Below are 17408 nucleotides of genomic sequence, written 5' to 3'. Positions count from 1 at the left end.
TGGTAGTGGTATGGAATGGGGGCTTGATAATTTTGCCGGGCTGATTAATGCTTTATCACCCGATAAATACAACGTGATTATTACAGGATCAGATAAAGAAAAGCTGTTATTAACAGACTGGATAAAAAACCTGCCTGCCACAGTTACAGATATGACCGGCAAAATGACCCTGCCACAATTGATAACTTTTATAAGCCAGGCTGATGGACTGATAGCATCCGGAACCGGACCTTTGCACCTGGCGGCTATGACAGGTATTAATACATTAGGTTTATTTCCATCGGCGAGGCCAATCCATCCGGGGCGATGGGCCCCATTAGGTAAAAAGGCCGAATATTTAGAAAGCGGGACTAACAACCTTGATCTGATTTCGGTTGATTTGGTTGATAAGCAAATAAAATTATGGAAAAAATGAGCACGCCGGGGATATTAGTTACGTTGGATTCAATGCGTTATCCAAATACAGGCTTGTATTACTTTGGCAAAAGCTTAGGTAAAGCGCTTATCAGACAAAACAATGAAAAATTTGATCTGAATTATTTTTTATACCCTAATACACCGGAATTTGATAATGACGATGTTAAAAAAGATTATTTCAAAAAGTATCACAAGTTTTTTTATATCAATAAAAAAAATATTAGTCTTTTTCATTTTACCGATCAGCATTCCAGGTTAAAACCCAAAAAGGTTAGGTCGGGTAAAAAAGTCCTTACTATACATGACATAAACCAGGTACACGAAAACCAAAATGCCAAACAGTTAAAACATTACCTAAAAAAATTAGGTGAACGTATATATCCCTGTGATAAAATTGTAACTATATCGGATTTTGTAGCCAGGGATGTTTTAAATTATTTTCCGGATGTAGCCGATAAGATTAGTGTAATTTATAATGGTGCTGATAAACTTGAGCTAAAAAGCGGCCACCAGCCAACCTATAAACCCCTAAAGCCATTTTTATTCTCAATAGGAATAGTATCGGCAAAAAAAAACTTTCATGTATTACCGGCTTTACTCGCAGGTAACGATTATGAATTAATAATAGCAGGCATATTAACACCTTACAAAGAAAGCATTATAGAGTATGCCAAAAAGTTTGGTGTTGAAAACAGGATAAGGCTTACCGGGCCGGTTTCTGAAAATGACAGGGCCTGGTATTATAAAAATTGCGAAGCTTTTGTTTTTCCATCTATTGCCGAAGGGTTTGGCTTACCAGTAATTGAGGCGATGCATTTTGGCAAGCCTGTATTTGCATCAACCCGAACTTCGCTGCCGGAGGTTGCCGGTGATGCCGCCTATTATTTTAACACTTTTGACCCGGAAGATATGAAGAATACGTTTAATGAGGGAATGCAGCATTTTAGCAAAAGTGATCAGTCCGCTAAAGCGATAGCTCATGCTAATAAATATAACTGGGATAAAACAGCACAACAATATATGCAAATTTACCAGGAGTGCCTTAACAATAAGTGATCAGAACTGTTTTTTAGCTTGCCGCTATAAGCTAAACAAATGGTGTGTTTTTAATCTTTATTAGGGGCAACAACGGGGCTAAATATACATGCACTACGTCCACGTTGCTAATTTTACATAGTTTTGTGCTTTAATATTTTAAATGAAAACTTATTTCAGGCTTTTATCATTTGCAAAACCAATAGAAAAATTTGCTATACCCTATATCATCTTTACGTTGTTATATGTGGTGTTCAGTACCTCTGTGTTAGGTCTGTTGGGGCCATTACTTAATACCTTGTTTCACGTTGGCGCATCAACCTGTGATCCAAAAACCGTTGTTGCAAACGCTAAAGATATTTCAACATTTGATATTGCTGGCTGGTTTAAATATTATACTAATCACTTTATTATTATATATGGTGAGTGGGGTGCATTAAAGTTTGTATGTGCTGTAATAGTTGTAGCCGTTTTTTTAGGTAATATATTCCGTTACTTATCCCAGCGTATTATGGAGAGCTTGCGTATTCATACACTGCTTAGAATCAGAAAAGCTGTGTTTGATAATGTAATGAACCTGCACATGGGCTTTTTCAGCAATGAGCGCAAGGGCGATATCATGTCGAAAATTGCATCCGAAGTACAAACGGTACAATTTTCGGTAACCGGCACTTTACAGGTTGTTTTTAAAGAGCCTTTGTTACTTATCGGCTACCTGGTTTGGCTGTTTATAATATCTGCCAAGCTCACGCTTATATCATTACTTATTATTCCTATAGCCGGTTTTTTAATTTCACGCATTGTAAAAAAATTACGATCACAGGCAATCGCGGCACAAAATTCTTATGCCAACATGATCAGCTACCTTGATGAGGCCCTTTCGGGAATTAAGATCATCAAGGCATTTAATGCTACCGATTTTATTATTAAGCGTTTTGATGACGAAAACGTTCGATACTCCAAAATTACAAGAGCCATGTCCAAACGGCAGCAACTGGCATCGCCGGTTTCCGAAACGTTATCGGTAACCATGATCTCTTTTGTGGTACTTTATGGCGGATACCTTATTTTTAATAAAAGATCAGATCTGAGCCCGGGTGATTTCATTGCTTACATCGCATTGTTTTCGCAATTAATGCGCCCGGCAAAAGCCATTGGCGATGCTTTTAGCAACATTCATTCGGGTTTGGTAGCCGGTGAACGCATACTTGCACTTATTGATGAAAAGCCATTGATAAAGGATGCGCCGGATGCAATTGTTACAGATGAGTTTAAGGAAGGAATACATTTTGAAAATGTTTCCTTTGCCTACAATGAAAGAGAGGTATTGAAAAACATCACCCTTACGCTGCCAAAAGGTAAAACCATAGCATTGGTTGGCCCTTCGGGCGGTGGTAAGTCTACCCTTATGGATATGCTGCCACGATTTATTGAGCCTCAAACCGGCAGGATTATGGTTGATGATCATGATATACAAAAGTTAAAAATAACTTCCCTGCGAGGCTTAATGGGCTTTGTAAACCAGGAATCGATATTGTTTAACGATAGCATATTTAACAATATAGCATTTGGTAAAAATAATGTAACGCAGGAAGAAGTTGAAGCTGCCGCCCGTATTGCCAATGCACATAATTTTATAATTGAAACAGATAATGGTTATCAAACCAATATTGGCGATAGGGGAACTAAGCTATCTGGGGGGCAAAGGCAAAGAATATGTATAGCAAGAGCTGTACTTAATAATCCGCCAATCATGCTGCTTGATGAGGCAACTTCGGCACTGGATACCGAATCGGAAAAATTGGTTCAGGATGCGCTGAACAACCTGATGAAGAACCGAACATCGCTGATTATTGCGCACCGCCTTAGCACTATACAAAATGCCGATTTAATAATTGTACTGGATAACGGAATGGTTGCAGAGCAAGGCACGCACAGTGAATTAATTAACCGTAATGGGTTGTACAGGCGCTTAATAGATATGCAGGCTTTTAATGGGTAACAAGCTATATTATTGTTTTATTGATAAAGGATTGATATGAAAGTAGCTGTTGTTATACCATTTTATAAAGATAAGCTATCCGCTTTTGAGAAAATTGCGCTGGAGCAAGCCCGGAAAGTTTTATTTGGCTATCCCATAATCGCCATAAAGCCCCAAAGCTTGATATTGACCGGCGAAATAAATGCATTTCCATTTACAGATATCATAAGCTTTGATGACAATTATTTTAAAGACGTTCAGGGTTATAATGCTTTAATGCTCTCTGATGACTTTTATAAACGTTTTTTAGATTATGAGTTTATACTGATACACCAACTGGATGCTTTTGTATTTAGTGATGAGTTAAGCTATTGGTGCAGCCAACCGTATGATTACATTGGTGCCCCCTGGATTCGAGTGGCCGAGTACCCGGATTTTATTAAAGCACTTAAATCAAAAATTCAATTTTATTACCACGCTCGTTTTAACGTTCAAAAAAATGGATTTCCATCACCCATGCAATACGAATACAGAGTGGGTAACGGAGGGTTTTCATTACGAAGAGTGAAAAAATTTCATGATTTGAGTATAAGCATGCGCCACAAAATGGAAAGCTACTTAACACGCACCGAGCATGAATTTAATGAAGATATTTTTTGGGGTATTGAAGTAAATCGCCGACGTAAAATATTAAAAATTCCCAACTACAAAAAAGCGCTTAAATTTTCAATTGAGTTGGCTCCCGTGCGTTCATTTAAACTAAACAACAACCAAGTACCCTTTGGATGCCATGCCTGGGACAAGCATCTTGACTTTTGGCGGCCAATATTTAAAACCTACGGATACGATGTATAGCAGGCTAAAGCTGTGTATTGTTTAAGGTAAGGTATTTTTTAACGATATAGAATTTCAGTTTAAAAAACAGCTTAATATCGAGGTTCAAAAACTTTTTATTTTTCCAAAGCATTTTAAACGCAGTTGTAATAGGATAGTTGAACTTGATTAGCTGATCAATGAAATGTTTAAAGGTGTTTTTTTCTATATAAACAACTTCGTGGGGTGTAAGCGCTCCAACATTTTTAGGCAAATATTTGTTCCATTTATCATGGAGTTTTAAATTTTCCTTCATCCAGGTTTTATCGTAAACGCCTTCAGAAAAATGATCAAGTAGTATATCATAACTAACAGCTACCTTATACTTTTGCCCCACTGATAAAGAGAAATCAATATCATAGCCATGGAATTTTTTGAAAGTGATTTCGTCAAACATAATTTCTTCGGCTATACTTTTAGTTGTCATCATAAATACACCATCAACGCAGGCCACTTCTGCCAGGTTTTGATTATTGGGGTTATGATAAACATGTTTTGATCGCTTTTTTTTATGCTTAAATGATTGGATAATATTGGCGAATGAAGTACCTGATCCTGCCCCTCCCCAACCAGAAGGACTTATTGCTTTATAACTGCTGCCTGCGATACCTACTAAACCTAATGATGGGTCGTTATAAAAAAGATCTATAAGTTTTTGCCCCCAGTTATGGGATTTTATTAACACATCTTCATGCATAAAGCATAAAATATCATATTGTGCTTTGAAAATGCTTTGGTTATAAACCTGGCATATACCCATTTCGCCGTTGCTGTTGTCGGTTGAAATTATTTCATGAGGAACCCCGATTGTAGCTGCAATATTATCTCTTACCTGTTTAAGATGAGCACTATTTGCAGATGAAATAATAATTGAGATCATTACTAATTAATTGTTTTGACAAAAGTAGTTCAGTAATATAACGAATAATTATCCCTTTTAATACAATAATCATTCCTAACACGTAACATTACGTGTAGTTTTGTTAGTTCGCTACAGGGATGATGTTGAAAATATGATAAAACAAGCCCCTGACGGATTTTAAATGGAGAGAATGTATATAGCTGATCTTTATATCTGGGGTAATTAAACTTTTGTTACACTTAGTAAAATAATGAATAGTTTTTGCTGCATTATCATCAGAACGCCTATATTTAAAAACTAATTTAAACTATTCAATTAATCAATTTTAACGGGACCTGTTGATGTGATAAAGTGCTATGCAAATACCAAAATATATATTTTTTGTCCCGGGGGATTTGCAACAGGTGGTCCCGAAGCGCTGCATCAGTTAGGAGCACAACTTATATTATTGGGCTTTGATGCTTATATGTATTACTATTCCCCGGCACCCGATTTGGGCGATTTGGTGCATAACAACTATAAAAAATATAATGTGCCGGTAGCGGGGGAACCAGAGAATGAGCCGCAACACATCATTATATTGCCAGAAACCTATTTAATGCCCATTTTTGAATACAATTATCACAGGATAAGGAAAGTAATCTGGTGGCTAAGTGTAAACAACTATTACATTACGCAGCAGTATATAGTAGATGGTATAAAACACAAAAAGTTTATTAAGCTTCGTACATACTTTGGCAGTTTCCGCATAGCGTCATTCAGCAAGCTCAGACGTCGCCAAATTCAGCACATCAGCCATTCTTATTATTCGCAGGTGCATCTGCTCGAGAATGGCGTAAAACCTGCCGGGCGAATTTCTGATTATATGAACAACGAGTTTTTTGATGGCGTTGATGAAAGTATCGCCAAAGAAAATATCATTATTTACAACCCGGTTAAAAATGATGAGTTTTTGGATCAGATCATCCGTTTAACCCCAACTTTAAATTGGATACCTATAAAAGGCATGATGCCGACACAGGTAGCCGATTTGATGAATAAGGCAAAATTATATGTAGATTTTGGCTATCATCCCGGCAAGGAGCGTATGCCACGCGAAGCCTGTATTATGCGTTGTTGTATGATAATTGGCAAAAACGGTTCAGCGGCGTATACTGAAGATATGCCCATCCCCGAACGATACCGGTTTGATAAAAGTACGGATCTGATTCCCGAAATTATTATACGAATTAACGAATGCCTTGCTAATTATGAAAACCTGGTAACAGATTTTGAACCTTACCGAAAGGTACTTTACCGCGAGGAGCAGGAATTTAAAGAAGATGTGCAAAAAGTATTTGTAAGGGCCTAAAAAAAGCCACCCGACAATCCCGAATGGCTTTTAAAATTGTTTTAACTGCTTTTACTGGAACTTAAATCCCAACCCAACCTGCCAAACCTGGTTGCGGTAATCGGGCAGGTATGAATCATTGTCGGGGTGATTGGCCGATAGGTCGATATTATATCTTGCCCTGAGTTCTACATTCCTGGCAACATCAACACTTAAGCCTATAACACCGCTTACGTTGGTTTGGTCGCCGCGGTTATTATAAAAATGTTCGTAGTCGGTTACAAAATCGGTTTGGTAAGTGTTATTGGTTGATGTTAAAAAGTTAATCGAAGGGCCTACCAGGAAGTTAAAGTTTGGTGCAAGCTTAACTTTTAACAGCAACGGTACATCAATGTAATTGGTACGCTGTGTAAACCTGCCATATTCGGTATTTGCGGCATATCCCTTTCCGGAGTACATGATCTCGGGGGCAAACGATAATGGGTAAACAATGGGAATATCCAAAGTTAACCCTGCATGAAACCCGGCTATGGCATCGGTACTGAAATTAGAATCATAAGCATCAATGGTGTTTGAGATATTTAAACCTGCGGCTACGCCAACCTTTACACGGTAAAAGTCATCGTCCTGGCGGCGAAACCTTTCGCGTCTTTCATCCCTATGTGGTGGTCTGCGTCGGGGAGGCCCATAATATCGCTGCGCACTGGCTGTGTATGCTGTAAATAAGCATAAGGCTAAAAAGATAAATTTTTTCATTTTTTGTTGTTTTTAAAGGTAATGAACTACCATGAGCATTGTTTTATGTTTTGCTCATGAGGCATTCATGGTTAGTTTGTTTTTTATACATTCATAGAGTTGAAATTAAGCCAAAGGTTTATTACAGGGTTTAATTTTTGTAATAATTGCATGCCGATCAATCTGCCAAAACAACATTTATACTACATTTGGGAATGCCAAAATTGAAAACCAGTTATTGTTTTATCTTAATTATCACCCTTAATTTTATTGCTGTAAATGCTTTTGCACAAAAGGAAAGCTATATAGAGAGTTTAAATAAGCAAAACCATTGGGTCGATTCGGTTTATAAAAAGCTGAGCAAAAAGCATCGTGTTGCACAGCTACTTTTTGTACGAGCACATACTAATAAGGGCCAGGCTTACGAGGATTCGGTAGCCAAGGTGATCAAAAAACAGCAAATTGGCGGCCTTGTATTTTTCCAGGGTGGCCCCGGCAGGCAGGTTAACCTCACCAATAAATACCAGCAACTGGCAAAAGTGCCCTTACTGATAGCCATGGATGGCGAATGGGGACTCGGTATGCGTTTGGACTCCACCATATCGTACCCCTACCAGATGACTCTTGGCGCCATACAGGATAATAACCTGGTATACAAAATGGGGCAGCAGGTAGCCTACGATTTTAAGCGGATAGGTGCCCAGATAAATTTAGGCCCCGATATGGATGTAAACAATAACCCCAACAATCCGGTAATCAATTACCGGTCCTTTGGCGACAATATGTACAATGTAGCCAAAAAGGGCATAGCCTATTTTAAAGGTATGCAGGACGCCGGTTTACTCACCACAGCCAAGCATTTCCCCGGCCACGGCGATACCAATGTGGATTCGCATTTTGATTTGCCGCTGTTGCCTTACAGTCGCGGCAGGTTAGATTCATTGGAAGAATATCCTTTCCGCGAGGCCATCAACGCCGGCATTAGCGGTGTGATGATAGCACACATGAGTATTCCCGCGCTGGATAGTACGACACATTTACCGTCAACCCTTTCGCGCCCTATCATTACCGGTGTTTTAAAAGATTTGCTGAGGTTTAAAGGATTGGTAGTATCTGATGCTATGGAAATGAAGGGCGTTACAAAATACTTCCCCGACGGAGAAGCCGATGTAAGGGCCTTTATTGCAGGTAACGATATTATCGAATTGTCCGAAGACTCCAAACGCGCCATCAAGCTTATCCGCAAGGCGGTGCGTAAGGAAAAGGTAAGCAAAGAAGAGTTTAAAGCCAGGGTAAAAAAGGTATTGGCTGCCAAATACTGGGCCGGGCTTAATAATTACCAGGAGGTATCGCCGGTAAACCTTGGCGAAGACCTTAACGGGCCGGCTGCTAAAGAGCTGGTGCAGCAATTAAGCGATGCGGCGGTAACCGTATTAAAGGGTGATGCATCAACCTTAAAGCTCAACCCATTTTTAAAAACAGCCATTTTGAGTATTGGTGTTTCATCGCCTACCGTTTTTCAGCAGGAAGCTGCTAAAAACTTCCCGAACAGTAAATTATTTATGGTTGATAAAAATACCCCCGCCATCGAACTTAAAAACATATTGGGTTTATTGAGCCAGTACCAGCAGGTAATAGCAGGCGTGCACGATACCCGCATGCGCCCGCAAAGCAAACTGGATTATACCAGCGATGTAAAACTCATGATAGCCGACCTGGCCGGGCGACCAAATACCGTGATGAGTGTATTTGCCAATGCCTATACCATAGCAGGCCTGCCAGGTATCGAAAACAGTAATGCTCTTATGGTATGCTACCAAAACAGCCCCGAGCTGCAAAAATCTGTAGTAAAAGTACTAACCGGCAATTTAAAACCCACCGGTAAGCTCCCCGTAAGCGTTAATGTGTTTTTCCCTACGGGGACGGGGATAGGGTTGTAATAACCGTACTATATCTACTTATAATCCAGTCATTATAAGGTGCCAAGCAATCGCCACGTAGGCAGATTGGTCATGCAATAACGCCTTGATGGCGACTCTGTACCTTAGATATTGCCTGGTACTCACCTATGATAAGTTGTAGAATCCCAGACTTACGAAAATTTTAAAACTAAGTCTCTCATCATACCTTCGTTTTTTGGGATCGCTTTACCATAGCCAAAGTCTCATCCCACGTAAATGATTGTCCAATGCCATTTCTATGATCGTTAAATCTTTTGTCTAATTCATTGCACATCTCAATACTCAGATATTGTTTTTCTTTTCGTCGTTTTCCCATACTATTCGGTTTTTAACCGCGGTTTTATCTTGACTAATTTATTGAATAAAGTTGAAATAACTTTTTATCAGAATAAATTGTTCATTTAAAAAAATGTTTCTTATTGATGGTTTAATAGTTGCCGTGCATGCCGTTTTTCATTTATATGTTCTAATTTTGATATTGGGAGAGATCAATGGAATACTTCAAAAATCCTTCTATCATCAATCATCGGGAACGATTTTTTAACAACAAAATCAAAAGTCTCCCCCTTCAGGGGGAGATTTAGAGGGGGCTTATGCAATCCAACTTCAATAAATACAACGATAAATTCCAGGCGGCTTTAGCGGGGTTAAACCCCGAACAGCTGGCTGCAGTAAATAAAATAGATGGGCCGGTACTGGTAGTGGCCGGACCGGGTACAGGTAAAACGCAGATCCTGGCAGCACGGATAGGGAAGATTTTAACTGATACTGATGCACTGCCAAGCGAGATCCTGTGCTTAACCTATACCGATGCCGGCGCGGTGGCTATGCGCAAGCGTTTGTTTGAATTTATTGGCCCGGATGCTTACCGCATCAACATATACACTTTCCATGCTTTTTGTAACGAGATCATCCAGGAGAACCTGGAGTATTTTGGCAAGCTGAATTTGGAGTCGCTGTCCGACCTGGAATCGGCCATGCTGTTTCGCGAGCTGGTAGACGAATTTGACAACGACCACCTGCTGAAGCGTTTTACCGGCGACGTGTATTACGATACCAAACGCCTGAAAGATCTTTTCAGTACCATGAAACGGGAGAACTGGGATGCGGCAATGATTGAGGCCGCCGTACAGGAATACCTGGAGGATATCCCCAACCGCGAGGAGTTTGTATACAAGCGGGCCAATTCCAAAACCGGTGTCAAGGTAGGCGACCCCAAACAAAAAGATATCGACGCCGCGCATGATCTTATGAAAAAGCTGGTAGCTGCCGTGCGCGAGTACCAGAACTATGATGCCAAAATGAAGACCCGCGGCCGCTATGATTATGATGACATGATCATTTGGGTGCTGAGGGCTTTCCGTAACAATGAAGAAATCCTGCGCAAATACCAGGAGCGTTACCAATATATTTTGGTAGACGAGTTTCAGGATACCAGCGGATCACAAAATGAGTTGCTGCGCTTTTTGCTGAACTACTGGGATGTGCCCAACGTGTTTGTGGTGGGCGATGATGATCAATCCATATTCAAATTCCAGGGTGCCAACATGAAAAACATCCTTGATTTTGCTAACGACTATGTAACTACCCTGCACACGGTGGTGCTTAAGCACAATTACCGGTCCAACCAGCATATTCTTGATATTTCAAAGGCCCTTATTAATAATAATTTTGAGCGCTTAACTACACAGCTGCAACTGGATAAAGACCTGCGGGCTTCGCATCCCCGTTTTGTTGAAATGACAGCGGAGCCTGTGATCCGCGAATACGAAAATCCCGACCAGGAGTTGGTTGCCGTATCAGCACAAATAAAGCATTTAATAGATAATGGTACTCCCCCGGGCGAGATTGCGGTAATTTACCGCAACCATAGCCAGGTAGAGGAAATGATCCAGTACCTGGAGGTAAAAAAGATAGCGGTTAATACCAGGCGCAAAATAGATATCCTGACCCAGCCTTTTGGCGAAAAGATCATCAACATTATGCGCTACCTCATGATGGAGCTCGATTCGCCTTATAGCGGTGATGCGTTGCTGTTCGAAATTTTGCATTATGATTTTTTCAACATAGCGCCTATCGAAATTGCCAAAGCAAGCATCGCGGTATCGCAGGAAAATTTCTCGGCCAATAGCAGGGATAAGCCAAAAACATCCATCCGCCGGTACATCAGTGAATTGCGGCCACCGGCCCAGCCAGATCTTTTTGCGCCCGATAAGTATACCGAAATGAAGTACCTCCTGAATAATATTGATGAGTTGCTAAAATCGGCATTAAGTAAAACACTACAGGCTTTTTTCCAGGATGTGATAGCCAAAATGGGCATCCTGCGATACATCATGCAACAGCCCGATAAGGGTGGATATATGCAGATGCTCACCAGCTTCTTCGATTTTTTAAAAGACGAAAGCCGCAAAAATCCCGATATCAAACTATCCGACCTGATTGCTACTATCGACCTGATGAAAAAGAATGGCATCCGGCTGGATTTGAATAAAGTAATCTTCAGCGATAATGGCGTTAACTTTTTAACCGCCCATGGCTCAAAGGGCCTGGAGTTTGAGCATGTGTTTTTTATTGGTTGCGATAAGCGCACCTGGGATAGCAAAGGCCGCAATAGCGGTTTTAGCCTGCCGGATACACTTACCAGTGCAGCATCTGATGATATTGTTCAGGTTGAGGAGGCGCGCCGCTTGTTTTATGTGGCTGTTACCCGTGCCAAACAATGCCTCATGATCTCCTATGCGGGTCAGGATAAAAAAGGGAAAGCGCAGGAAGCCAGCAGGTTTGTGGGCGAGATATTGGCGAGCACACACCTGGAAGTACAGTTTCCTAAAGTTACACCGGATGTAATGATCGATTTTTTAGCGACCCAGTTCAGTGAAGTGGACAAACCCAAAGTTGAACTGCTTGACAGGAATTATATTAACCAGTTGCTGCAAAGTTATACCCTTTCGGTAACGCATTTAAACAATTACCTTGATTGCCCGCTGCGCTTTTATTTCCAGTGTTTAATCAGGGTGCCCTCGGGCAAAAGTCCGTCGGCCACGTTTGGGCAGGCCGTGCACTGGGCCCTCAACAAAACGTACAGGTTGCTTAAGGAGAACGACAACGAGTTCTTGTCTACCGAGCAATTTATGAAGGAGTTTAAATGGTACATGGCCCGTAACCGCGATTCGTTTACCAGGGATGAATACAAATTGCGCTTAGCCTACGGCGAAAAAATATTGCCCCCTTACTACGAGCAAAATGTAAACAGCTGGAACAAGATAGCCGTAACCGAAAAATCTATCAAAAACATCGAAATAAATGGCGTGCCCATAAAGGGTAACCTTGACAAGATGGAGTTTGATGGTAAAAATGTAACGGTTGTGGATTATAAAACCGGTAAGCTTAAAAATGCCAAAGACAAACTGCTGCGCCCCACATTTGACGCGCCCCTTGGCGGCGATTACTGGCGACAGGGCGTATTTTACAAAATCCTGGTAGATCATGACCGCACCAACGATTGGGAAGTAATAGACACCATTTTTGATTTTGTGGAGCCTGCAAGTGAAGGCGAATATCACCGGGAAAAATATGTGATAAGCCCACAGGATATAGCATTGGTAACCAGCCAGATCACCGAAACCTACCAAAAAATTATGGCCCATGATTTTAACACCGGCTGCGGCAAAAAAGAATGCGACTGGTGCCATTTTGTAAAAAGCAATTTTAAGCAGGCCGATGAGATGTTAACAGCAGCGAGCGAGGAAGAAGAGGGATAATCTTTTTCAGTAGAGACGCATAATTGCGTCTCCCGCAGGACATTCAAATCCAGATAAAATGTTGGTTACAATGTAGAACAAATGGAAGATAAGTACCAAAGGAAATATCGCATATCATCGCCTCGCCTTGCCGGATGGGATTACGGTTCCCATGGTTTATATTTTGTGACCATTTGTACCAAACATCGTGTTCAATATTTTGGCGAAGTTATCCAACCTGAGAACCCTGACGATGCGTTTGTTGAATATTCTGATATGGGTAAGATTGCTTATGAGAATTGGTTAAGAATACCTGAATTTTCTCCATTTGTTAAACTCGACGATTTCAGCATAATGCCAGATCATATGCATGCCATCCTGTTTATTGACAAGCCCGATAAAACCTCATGGGAGGTTAATAAATTTGGCACACAAAAGGAAAATTTAGGCGCTGTTTTACGTGGATATAAATCATCCATCAAAACATTTGCTAATGATAATGAAATGGAATTTACATGGCAACCCAGATATTATGATAGGGTTATCAGAGATGATAAAGAATATGATAACATTCGCCAATACATTCATGATAATCCAAAAAACTGGTTGTCAGATAACAACGGATTTGAGAGTTTTTATCTGTAAAGAGTAATTCCTATTTTTAATGAACAATAATTTTTATTTTTTGTAGAGACGCATAATTGCGTCTCCCGCAGGACAGTCAAACTATGCAGGAGAATGCTAAATCTTTATAGAAATATTAAGTAAGAAGATTAGCGTTATTTTGGCAAACACCGCGGAATACAAAAAAATAGGGATTGAACGCGGGAGACGCAATTATGCGTCTCTACAGGAACACATCACACCCACTATGAAATACATCAAAACCATCCTCCTCCTCATCATCACTACAACCACCTTCGCCCAAACCATCATCAAACAGGATGAAAAAATAAAGCAAATGGTTGATGAGGTATCCTCCAAAAATATCGAGGCTACCATCCGCAAACTGGTAACATTCAAAAGCCGCCATACCCTGAGCGATACCACCGGCAAAACCACCGGCAGCGGCGCGGCACGCAACTGGATCAAGGCTGAAATGGAAAAATATGCGCTGGAATCAAACGGCCGTATGACAGTTCAGTTTGATACATTCACCCAGCCAAAAGGAACCCGCATTGATAAGCCGGTAAAGCTTAAAAATGTACTGGCGATATTAAAAGGTACCGACCCAACCGATACCCGGATGTACCTGGTATCGGGCCATTATGATTCACGCATTAATGATGTAATGGATGCCAACGGCGTTGAGCCGGGGGCGAATGATGATGCATCGGGCACGGCGCTTTCTATGGAGCTGGCAAGGGTGATGGCTAAAAAATCATTCCCGGCCACCATAATTTTTATGACCGTGGTAGGCGAGGAGCAGGGGCTTTATGGCTCAACCAATGTAGCCAAACGCGCCAAAGCCGAAAACTGGAACGTGGATGCCATGCTGAACAATGATATTGTAGGCAATACCCACGGCATGGAAACCGACCTGAAGGATAACCGCAGCGTTCGCGTTTTCAGCGATGGCATCCCTACCAATGCTACAGATAAACAGGTTGCGGCACTGAAGTCATTAGGCGGAGAAAATGACAGCCCCTCACGCGAACTGGCCCGCTATGCCAAAGAAACCGGGGAAAGGTATGTTGACCAGCTGGATGTAAAACTCATTTACCGGCGCGACCGTTACCTGCGCGGCGGCGACCACCTGCCATTTTTGGAGCAGGGTTTTACTGCTGTAAGGTTTACCGAAATGAATGAAGACTTTAACCGCCAGCACCAGAACATCCGCACAGAAAATGGTGTAAAATACGGCGACCTGCCCGATTTTGTTGATTTTAACTACGTACAAAAAGTAGCCCGCATGAACCTGAGTGTATTAGCTAACCTTGCTTCGGCACCGGGGCGCCCGCAAAACGCAGGCATTATAACCAGCGATCTCACCAACAAAACAAAACTCACCTGGGAAGCGCCCGCTACCGGCAAAAAACCGGCCGGCTACTACGTACTGATGCGTGAAACCACCAGCGCTTTTTGGGAACGCAAGTTTTACGTAACCGATACCTCGGCCACCCTGGCATACTCCAAGGATAATTACTTTTTTGCGGTACAGGCTGTAGATGCCGATGGGCATGAGAGTTTGCCGGTGTTTCCGAAGCCGATAAGGTAGGAGCCCAATCTTTTATGCCATACGAAAAACGCATAAGGCTTTTTTTTCATCAAATATAGCCTGGTTCTTATCCACGCGTAAGTTTTTGATTATCAATATTCATTTTTTACACATAACCCTCTTACCCGTCATTGCGAGGAACGAAGCAATCCCCGATTTACAGAGTAGCTGTGCAAATCCGCTCTGTATTTTGGGGATTGCTTCGTCGTACCTCCTCGCAATGACGATCATGAGGTGATTGTGGTACCTATACATGTCATTACTGTTTTTTCCAGCTCGGCTGGTGGAAAGGCAATGACGGTTTGTTTTTTTATTTTTAGACGGCCTCTTATAAACAATAGTATTATCCAATACCTTGTAAAAACAAAAAAAGGCTGTCCTTTCGAGACAGCCTCTTTCTTACTACCAACCTGTATTACCAACCCGGGTTTTGGGTCAGTTTTGGGTTTAACGTTAGTTGTTGGGATGGGATGGGGTATAAATAATTTTTTTCGGCAAATAACCTGGCAGTTTGATCAATGATCAGGTTGCCGTTGGCATCTTTGGCGTTCGTAGGCACAGGTTTTACAGCATCGGGGCCTAATTGTGCCTGGGTGCCTGTGTATTTATACAATACCGGCCATGGGCTTACAAAGCCGGCAGCATTGCCATATGCGGTACCACCGGTATTAGTTACCAGGTCTGTTGTGCCGCTGTGCCAGCGCTTAATGTCGTCAAATCTAAAATCTTCGTCATAAAGCTCTATCGTACGCTCTCTTCTTATCTCGGTGCGCATATCCAGGCTGTTGGTATTCACCAGCGCGTTGGTAAGCCCCGGCATGCCATTGGTGGAATTGCAGCGGAGGCGAACCCGGTTTACAGACTTGTTGAGGTCTTCATCCGAAATTATTCCGTTTCTTTCATATACCGCTTCGGCATAATTAAGAAGTACTTCTGCGTAACGGATTACCGGGTAGTCTTCCGATTCCTTTCCATCAACCATTTGCCTTTCTGATATCCATTTTTGGTTGCCATAGCCGTAAGGTTTTGCTGGCCCCAGGGAATTTGCCCTGTCTGCGGCGTCGCCGGTCCAGTTAACACGGCCGTTTATGCTATACCAGTAATACTGGTAAGTGATTTTAATAGTGTATTTTAAGCGGTTATCCCGGTTCTGGAATTCTGACAAATAGGTTTGAAAGCCGCCAAATTTTGGCGATTTTTCAACCGGAAGCCCATCATTGCATAAAAACATATTTACAAATTTTTGCCCCACACCTGTTGCCGTGGTGCTCCTGCTTACAAATGCGTTAATCGGCTTCAATACATCATCGTACCGGGTAGAAAGGATATATTCATGATTGGCAGTTTTGGTAATACCCGCCGGATTTGATTTGATGTTTTCAAGTATGAATAAGTATTTCAGGCAGGAGTCGCCCAGCACGGTGCTGTTGCCGCCAAGGGCATTTGAAGCCGCTGTGCCAAACAATGCATACTGGTTACTGGCCATAACGGCGCTGCTTGCCGCTATAGATTTATCAAGCAAGGCATTATACCGCGCCGCATCGCCCGACCTGAATTTTTGCCACGTACCTTCATAAAGCGCAACACGGCCTAAAAATGCCTGGGCTGCCATCTGGGTTACACGGCCAAAATCTGCCGAGCTGGTGGCCAGTGATACTGGCAGGGCCGGTATGGCTTCCTGTAGGTCGGTTATAATAAAATCGGCTATTTCGCCGCGGGTGGCCCTGGTGCCAAACAACTCGGGAGAAGTAAGATCAAGGGGTTTGGTAATCAGGGGTACACCACCATATTGCTGCAAAAGATCAAAATAGGCATAGGCGCGAAAGAATTTTGCTTCGGCCACATATTGGGCTATTTCGGCAGGCCTTGGATAAGATGCGGCCTTATCCAGCAGGTAATTGGCAGCCCTGATCCTGCCATAATCTACATTCCAGTTTCCGGCGTTACCAAAGCCCGGCTCGGTAACGGGTACTATGTTGGTACCCGAGCCGTAAGCGCCGCCGCCGCCAAACAGGTCTGAACGCCCGTCAGAATGCGGATTATCAGACAAGCCGTTAACGGTAGTGAAGTTTTTAAGATAACCGTAATATTGGTTGGCAAAAGTTTTATAATCTGTTGCTGTTTTGAAGTAAGCCGGATCTGACAATTGGTCAAGCGGCTTTAAGTTTAGAGTTTTATTACATGACATTACGGCAAAGCCAAAGGCAACTCCCATAACCGACATGAATTTGATATATTTCGTCTTCATTTGAT

At 41.9% G+C, this 17408-nt stretch carries 12 protein-coding genes; 9 read left to right on the top strand and 3 right to left on the bottom strand.

Features of this window, described 5'->3' with window-relative positions; genetic code table 11:
* The 4 genes from AC1DQW_RS07820 to AC1DQW_RS07805 all read left to right on the top strand — a co-directional run.
* A partial coding sequence (locus AC1DQW_RS07820) for a glycosyltransferase family 9 protein (RefSeq protein ID WP_477453569.1) occupies positions 1-415 on the top strand: 415 nt, incomplete at its 5' end.
* Positions 403-1473, top strand: coding sequence for a glycosyltransferase family 4 protein (locus AC1DQW_RS07815; RefSeq protein WP_477453568.1), 1071 nt, complete (start codon positions 403-405; stop codon positions 1471-1473). The genes AC1DQW_RS07820 and AC1DQW_RS07815, both read left to right, overlap by 13 nt.
* Positions 1474-1615: 142 nt before the next feature.
* Positions 1616-3454, top strand: coding sequence for an ABC transporter ATP-binding protein (locus tag AC1DQW_RS07810; RefSeq protein ID WP_477453567.1), 1839 nt, complete (start codon positions 1616-1618; stop codon positions 3452-3454).
* 36 nt (positions 3455-3490) lie between these two features.
* On the top strand, positions 3491-4288 hold the full coding sequence (locus AC1DQW_RS07805; protein WP_477453566.1) for a DUF5672 family protein: 798 nt from the start codon (positions 3491-3493) through the stop codon (positions 4286-4288).
* A 4-nt stretch (positions 4289-4292) separates the two neighbouring features.
* Here the strand turns inward: AC1DQW_RS07805 and AC1DQW_RS07800 are convergent, their stop codons facing one another.
* Positions 4293-5186 carry a glycosyltransferase gene (locus AC1DQW_RS07800; protein ID WP_477453565.1) on the bottom strand — a complete coding sequence of 298 codons (894 nt, stop codon included), beginning with the start codon at positions 5184-5186 and terminating at the stop codon, positions 4293-4295.
* A gap of 325 nt (positions 5187-5511) precedes the next feature.
* Between AC1DQW_RS07800 and AC1DQW_RS07795 the strand changes: the two genes are divergently transcribed.
* Entirely contained in the window at positions 5512-6519 is a 1008-nt protein-coding gene (locus AC1DQW_RS07795; RefSeq protein ID WP_477453564.1) for a hypothetical protein, read from the top strand.
* A 51-nt stretch (positions 6520-6570) separates the two neighbouring features.
* On the opposite strand, the gene AC1DQW_RS07790 is transcribed toward AC1DQW_RS07795, so the two are convergent.
* Complete coding sequence (locus AC1DQW_RS07790; RefSeq protein ID WP_477453563.1) at positions 6571-7254, bottom strand: porin family protein; 684 nt, start codon at positions 7252-7254, stop codon at positions 6571-6573.
* A gap of 194 nt (positions 7255-7448) precedes the next feature.
* Between AC1DQW_RS07790 and AC1DQW_RS07785 the strand changes: the two genes are divergently transcribed.
* From AC1DQW_RS07785 to AC1DQW_RS07770, 4 genes are all read left to right on the top strand, one after another.
* Entirely contained in the window at positions 7449-9173 is a 1725-nt protein-coding gene (locus AC1DQW_RS07785) for a glycoside hydrolase family 3 protein (protein ID WP_477453562.1), read from the top strand.
* Between the two features lie 614 nt (positions 9174-9787).
* Positions 9788-12958 (top strand): ATP-dependent helicase, encoded by a 3171-nt coding sequence (locus AC1DQW_RS07780; RefSeq protein ID WP_477453561.1) that lies wholly within the window; start codon positions 9788-9790, stop codon positions 12956-12958.
* Between the two features lie 81 nt (positions 12959-13039).
* The gene (locus AC1DQW_RS07775; RefSeq protein ID WP_477453560.1) at positions 13040-13582 is read left to right on the top strand and encodes a transposase; all 543 of its coding nucleotides are present in this window, start codon (positions 13040-13042) and stop codon (positions 13580-13582) included.
* A 226-nt stretch (positions 13583-13808) separates the two neighbouring features.
* Positions 13809-15155, top strand: coding sequence for a M28 family metallopeptidase (locus AC1DQW_RS07770; protein ID WP_477453559.1), 1347 nt, complete (start codon positions 13809-13811; stop codon positions 15153-15155).
* A gap of 415 nt (positions 15156-15570) precedes the next feature.
* On the opposite strand, the gene AC1DQW_RS07765 is transcribed toward AC1DQW_RS07770, so the two are convergent.
* Positions 15571-17403: a RagB/SusD family nutrient uptake outer membrane protein gene (locus AC1DQW_RS07765; protein ID WP_477453558.1), complete on the bottom strand. Its 1833-nt coding sequence runs from the start codon at positions 17401-17403 to the stop codon at positions 15571-15573.
* Positions 17404-17408 lie beyond the last annotated feature (5 nt).

The sequence above is a fragment of the Mucilaginibacter sp. P5_A4 genome (genome assembly GCF_056400605.1).
The sequence above is the reverse complement of the archived record's forward strand: the minus strand, read 5'-3'. Positions and strand labels throughout refer to the sequence as shown.